Source organism: Erwinia sp. (assembly GCF_031978025.1).
GTDB lineage: Bacteria > Pseudomonadota > Gammaproteobacteria > Enterobacterales > Enterobacteriaceae > Erwinia.
On record NZ_DALZCD010000271.1, the window covers coordinates 1 to 5844 of the forward strand.

Consider the following 5844-nt stretch of genomic DNA (forward strand, 5'->3'; position numbering starts at 1 on the left):
AAAGGCGTGCTAAACCGTCTGGATTTGGCCTTCTCGCGCGATCAGGCGAAAAAAATCTATGTGCAAAACCGTATGATGGAACAAGGTGCGGAACTGTATGCCTGGCTACAGGAAGGCGCCTGTTTTTACGTCTGCGGCGACGCCTCCCGCATGGCCAAAGATGTGGATAAAGCCCTGTACGAAATTATTGCCCAGTTTGGCGGCCTGTCGGCAGAACGCGCAGCGGACTACATCGATCAGCTGAAGAAAGAGAAACGTTACCTGCGTGACGTCTATTGATTGTCCCGGCTGGCTGGGCGCTGCTCAGCCAGCCGTCTCCCTTTGTTCTTCCGCAATATACCTGACGTCCCCCGCAGGGTTGACTGCCGCAACGGTACAGTCCGAAACGTCGGTTCTTACCACGCTGCCCGCGCCAATGACCACACCGCAATGCCCGGCAAAATAATTATCCATACCATCCAGCTATGTTCCTTCATCCGTACCGGCCTGACGGGTGTTCTGGCGGCCTGATCTGTTCTTCTGGCAAGCAGAATCAATTACTCAGGCAAAGAAGCATCAGGATATAGCAAGGAAACGGAACGTTGGAAAAACCGTGATTTATTATCTGAATAACCCCTGATTAAGCGATCGTTATCAAGATAAAAAGAGAGGGGGGCCTTGGATAAGGCGATTGGCAGGCATAAAAAAACCGGCTCTGTTGGGAACCGGTTTCGCTGTTATGCTTACTTCACTACGCGCAGTGCAGGACGCCCGCCACGCGGCGGCGGCGGCTCGTCATTGCCGTCATCATCCTGACCACTGTCATCAGGACGATCGCCGTCAATAACCGACATTACCGTTTCCGGTGACTCGTCCTGCTCCGTAGCCGGGCTGTATTCACCCGCCTCTTCATAGGCCGGTTCAGGCTCAAACATAGTGCCAGCACCGTTTTCACGCGCATAGATGGCCATTACGGCAGCCAGCGGCACCGACACCTGGCGCGGGACGCCGCCGAAACGCGCGTTAAACGTGACTTCATCATTCCCCAGCTCCAGATTGCCTACGGCACGGGGCGCGATATTCAGTACGATTTGACCGTCACGCGCGTACTCCAGCGGCACCAGCACACCGGGGAGATTGATATCTACCACCAGATGAGGCGTCAACTGATTGTCCAGCAGCCACTCGTAAAAGGCTCGCAGCAGATAGGGACGACGGGCGGTAAGTTGTGACATTTCCATATCAGCCCCGCGTATGCAGGCGCATTTCCCGTTCAGCTTCCGTCAGAGAAGCCAGGAAGGAATCACGTTCAAATACGCGCGTCATATACCCTTTCAGCTCTTTCGAACCGGCACCGATCAACTCAATGCCCAGCTGCGGCAGACGCCACAGCAGCGGTGCCAGGTAGCAATCTACCAGGCTGAATTCTTCGCTCATAAAGAAAGGGGTGCGGGCGAACAGCGGCGCAATCGCCAGCAGCTCTTCGCGCAGCTGCTTGCGTCCGGCTTCCGCTTCCTGCGCCGTGCCGTTTTCGACTTTACGCATCAGGCTGTACCAGTCCTGCTCAACGCGATGCATCATCAGGCGACTTTCGCCACGTGCGACCGGATAGACAGGCATCAGTGGCGGATGCGGGAAACGCTCATCAAGGTATTCCATGATGATGCGGGATTCATACAGCGTCAGTTCACGATCGACTAACGTAGGAACGGTACGGTACGGATTGAGGTCAATCAGATCCTGCGGCAGGCTATCCATTTCTACCTGCTCGATCTCTACGCTGACACCCTTCTCCGCCAGCACAATACGCACCTGATGGCTAAAAATGTCAGTCGGACCAGAAAACAGCGTCATTACCGAACGTTTGTTGGCAGCGACAGCCATGTAAACCTCCAAGTTTATCCAGAAAATTACTGCGCAAGCCCGCCACACGGCGACCTGGCGGCTAAATTGCCCCGGCTAACCCGGACGAGGGTTCGTCTGTTCAGCCGCTCAGCTAATAGGCACAAAGTGTCACCCAGTTTACCAGATTTTAGCCAGCTTGTGGGGCAGGAATACAGATTTGACGGGAAAATGACAGAGCCCGTTGCGTTTTTACGAGCCAGCCCGAAAATCAGGCAAGAAAAAACCCGGTGCAGGCACCGGGTTTTTCGATAATCGATTCTGCAAACGCAGAATAAATTAACGCTTGGAGAACTGTGGACGACGACGTGCTTTACGCAGACCGACTTTCTTACGTTCAACCTGACGGGCATCACGGGTAACGAAGCCAGCTTTACGCAGCTCGCCACGCAGTGACTCGTCATATTCCATCAGAGCGCGGGTGATACCGTGACGGATCGCACCAGCCTGACCAGAAATACCACCACCTTTAACGGTGACGTACAGATCGAATTTACCGACCAGGTCCAGCAGTTCCAGCGGCTGGCGAACTACCATGCGGGCAGTTTCACGACCGAAGTACTGTTCCAGAGAACGCTGGTTGATAACGATGTTACCACTGCCCGGCTTGATAAATACGCGAGCGGTAGAGCTTTTGCGGCGACCAGTGCCGTAGTTTTGATTCTCAGCCATTGCCTGTAATCCCGATTAAATGTCAAGAACTTGCGGTTGCTGTGCCGCATGGTTGTGCTCGTTGCCCGCGTAAACTTTCAGTTTACGGTACATAGCACGGCCCAGCGGGCCCTTTGGCAGCATGCCTTTAACCGCGATTTCAATCACACGCTCAGGACGGCGAGCAATCATCTCTTCGAAGGTCGCTTGCTTGATACCACCGATGTGGCCAGTGTGATGATAGTAAATCTTATCGGTACGCTTGTTGCCAGTAACAGCAACTTTGTCAGCGTTCAGAACGATAATGTAATCACCGGTATCTACGTGCGGAGTATATTCCGCTTTATGCTTACCGCGCAGACGACGAGCCAGCTCAGTCGCTAAACGACCTAAAGTTTTGCCCGTTGCGTCAACAACATACCAGTCACGTTGGACGGATTCTGGTTTAGCTGTAAAAGTTTTCATCTAAAAGCTTACCCAAATTAAGTTACACGTTGGTGAAATCCCAAACGCTTGAATAAACGGTTGAGGCTCACACGACCATCTCGACCAGCAAGCCCACCCCTTCGGATAGAGTTACTGGAACACAAAGAGTTTTGGGAAAAAAACCTTTGCTGTAACGTGGGGTCGCAAGATTATAGAGAAGTCGCCCGCAAAGCGCGACCCCTTTTTACAATTAAATGCGTCCCGACGCCGGGAAATTTAACGATTCATGGCAGGTGCGGCAGCCGGAGATACTCTTCGCTTTGCATTTCCTGTAGCCGCGAAACGCAGCGCTGATATTCGAACTTCAGCCGCGCGCCCTGGTAGATCTCGTACAGCGTAGCCTCAGCCGAGACGACCAGCTTAACATGCCGTTCGTAAAACTCATCTACCAGCGCTAAAAAACGTCGCGCCTGGTCTTCTGTTTTGTAAATCATTACCGGCACGTTAAACAGCAGGACGCTGTGAAAGCGGCGCGACAGCTCGATATAGTCGTGCTGGCTGCGCCCTTCTCCGCATAGCGTCAGGAAATCCATCGCCACCACACCCTCCGCCACGCCTAATGTCGGCATTTTGCGGTGATTAATCTCCAGCACGGGCTTATTACTGCGATCGGTTCCGCCCAGCGCGACAAACATGCGGTCCATTTCTTTCGTGGTCGCCTCGTTCAGGGGCATCATCCACAAATGGGCTGATGTCAGCGTCCGCAGGCGATAGTCGATACCCGCATCCACGTTCATCACGTCACAATGCTTTTTTATCATTTCGATGGCGGGCAGAAAGCGTGCCCGCTGCAGGCCATTGCGATACAGATTATCTGGCGGAATGTTGGACGTGGCCACCAGCGTAATGCCTCTGGCGAACAGCGCTTCCATCAGCGTGCCCAATAGCATGGCGTCAGTAATATCGGAAACGAAGAACTCATCAAAACACAGCAAATCCGTTTCGCTTTTAAAGCGATCCGCCACAATTTGTAAAGGATCGCTCTGGCCCTGCAAACCGGTCAGCTCTTCGTGCACGCGTAACATGAAGCGGTGAAAGTGCAGCCGCTGTTTACGCTCACCAGGAATTGCCTGAAAAAACAGATCCATCAGCCAGGTCTTTCCCCGGCCGACGCCTCCCCACATATAAAGCCCACGGACGGGTGCTTGCGGCTCGTTTTTGCCTTTTCCCACCAGCTTGTTCAGCCAGCCAGACAGCCCTTTTGTGGGGGTGGCGATGGCGGGTGCATGCTGGCTCAGCGCCTGATAAATCCCATCCAGACGGGTAACAGCTTCACGTTGAATATCATCAGGTTGATATTCGCCGTTTTCCAGCGCCTGCTGATAAAGCGCAAGAGGAGACTTCGTTTGCATAGATTCCCATTCCCTGAATTATTCAGTGCGTCAGGTGATTGATTGTCGAAAAAAAGGCCGTTCTACACTAAGCGATGCAGCCGCAGGATTCCACTTCCATGAGATTAGCGGTTATAGTGGCTATTAACGGACTGGCATAAGGCCAGAGGTTCTTACGGAACGATGAAGACAACACGGGAGTTATTATGACCTGGGAATACGCGCTTATTGGCCTGGTAGCAGGGGTAATTATCGGTGCGCTGGCGATGCGTTTTGGCAACAAGAAACTGCGCGAGCAGCGCAGCCAGCAATACGAACTGGAAAAAACCAAAGCCGAACTGGCTGATTATCGTGAAGAACTGACCAGCCACTTTGCCCAGAGCGCCGAGCTGCTGGATAACATGGCGCGCGACTACCGTCAGCTTTATCAGCACATGGCAAAAGGCTCTAATGACCTGCTACCCAACCTGCCGGGCGAAAAAAATCCGTTTGCTTATCAGCTGACCGAATCGGAAGCGGATAACGACCAGGTGCCGGTGCAGATGCCTCGTGACTACCCTGACAGCGCTACCGGCCTGCTGCGCGGCGAGCGTACGGCGAAAGAGTAATAAACCGCACACGCTGATTAATACCGGGGCGTTAATCGCCCCTTTTTACTATTCTGACCCTTGTGTCCTGGTTTTGGCCCGGATGCTCTCCTCCACTTTTTGCGAGTCTTATAGCGATGAAGAAATCATTACTGTTGAGCGCATTAGCCCTGAGTATCAGCATGGGTTCAGCTCCGGCGGCGCAGGCCACGCTACCGGCGCAAATTCAGGGGCAGCCGCTGCCCAGTCTGGCGCCGATGCTGGAAAAGGTGCTGCCTGCGGTAGTCAGTGTTCACGTAGCAGGCACGCAGCCGACGAAAACGCAGGAAGTCCCTGAGCAGCTAAAACGTTTCTTCGGTCAGGAAGGCCAGGACGGCGAGGACAGCACCCAGCCTTTTGAAGGCCTGGCGTCCGGCGTGGTGATCAATGCGGAAAAAGGTTATGTCCTGACCAACAACCATGTTGTGAACGGTGCGGATAAAATCAGCGTCCAGTTAAGCGACGGCCGGGAATATGATGCCAGGCTTATCGGGCACGATGAACAGACCGATATCGCGTTGATTCAGATCAGCGGTGCAAAAGGCCTGACTCAGATAAAAGTTGCCGACTCCGACCAGTTGAAGGTCGGCGATTTTGCCGTCGCTATCGGCAACCCGTTTGGCCTTGGCCAGACGGCCACCTCCGGCATCGTGTCGGCGCTGGGACGCAGCGGGCTGAATCTGGAAGGATTGGAAAACTTTATTCAAACCGATGCGGCGATCAATCGCGGTAACTCTGGCGGTGCGCTGGTTAACCTTAACGGCGAGCTGATCGGCATTAACACCGCCATCCTCTCTTCGGCCGGCGGCAATATCGGTATCGGCTTCGCTATCCCTGGCAATATGGCGATGAATCTTGCCCAGCAGCTG

The 5844-nt window shown here is 53.8% G+C and carries 8 protein-coding genes and 1 pseudogene; 3 read left to right on the forward strand and 6 right to left on the reverse strand.

Going from position 1 to position 5844, the window contains the following annotated elements; genetic code table 11:
- Nucleotides 1-279, forward strand: a pseudogene (locus RTK32_RS17900) (sulfite reductase subunit alpha); the annotation flags it as partial.
- Nucleotides 280-303: 24 nt separating this feature from the next.
- Here the strand turns inward: RTK32_RS17900 and RTK32_RS17905 are convergent.
- The 6 genes from RTK32_RS17905 to zapE form a co-directional block, all read right to left on the reverse strand.
- A complete protein-coding gene (locus RTK32_RS17905) occupies nucleotides 304-453 on the reverse strand; it encodes a hypothetical protein (RefSeq protein WP_312046367.1) in 150 nt (49 codons plus the stop codon).
- A 269-nt stretch (nucleotides 454-722) separates the two neighbouring features.
- Nucleotides 723-1220 (reverse strand): ClpXP protease specificity-enhancing factor, encoded by a 498-nt coding sequence (sspB, locus tag RTK32_RS17910; RefSeq protein WP_312046369.1) that lies wholly within the window; start codon nucleotides 1218-1220, stop codon nucleotides 723-725.
- Nucleotide 1221: 1 nt separating this feature from the next.
- Entirely contained in the window at nucleotides 1222-1863 is a 642-nt protein-coding gene (sspA, locus tag RTK32_RS17915) for a stringent starvation protein SspA (protein ID WP_312046371.1), read from the reverse strand.
- A gap of 297 nt (nucleotides 1864-2160) precedes the next feature.
- Nucleotides 2161-2553, reverse strand: a complete 393-nt coding sequence (rpsI, locus tag RTK32_RS17920; RefSeq protein WP_125287074.1) for a 30S ribosomal protein S9 — start codon at nucleotides 2551-2553, stop codon at nucleotides 2161-2163.
- Between the two features lie 15 nt (nucleotides 2554-2568).
- Entirely contained in the window at nucleotides 2569-2997 is a 429-nt protein-coding gene (gene rplM / locus RTK32_RS17925; RefSeq protein WP_125287073.1) for a 50S ribosomal protein L13, read from the reverse strand.
- A gap of 245 nt (nucleotides 2998-3242) precedes the next feature.
- Nucleotides 3243-4370, reverse strand: coding sequence for a cell division protein ZapE (gene zapE / locus RTK32_RS17930; RefSeq protein ID WP_312046373.1), 1128 nt, complete (start codon nucleotides 4368-4370; stop codon nucleotides 3243-3245).
- A gap of 185 nt (nucleotides 4371-4555) precedes the next feature.
- Between zapE and zapG the strand changes: the two genes are divergently transcribed.
- A complete protein-coding gene (zapG, locus tag RTK32_RS17935) occupies nucleotides 4556-4957 on the forward strand; it encodes a Z-ring associated protein ZapG (RefSeq protein ID WP_312046375.1) in 402 nt (133 codons plus the stop codon).
- A gap of 116 nt (nucleotides 4958-5073) precedes the next feature.
- A partial coding sequence (locus tag RTK32_RS17940) for a trypsin-like peptidase domain-containing protein (protein WP_312046377.1) occupies nucleotides 5074-5844 on the forward strand: 771 nt, incomplete at its 3' end.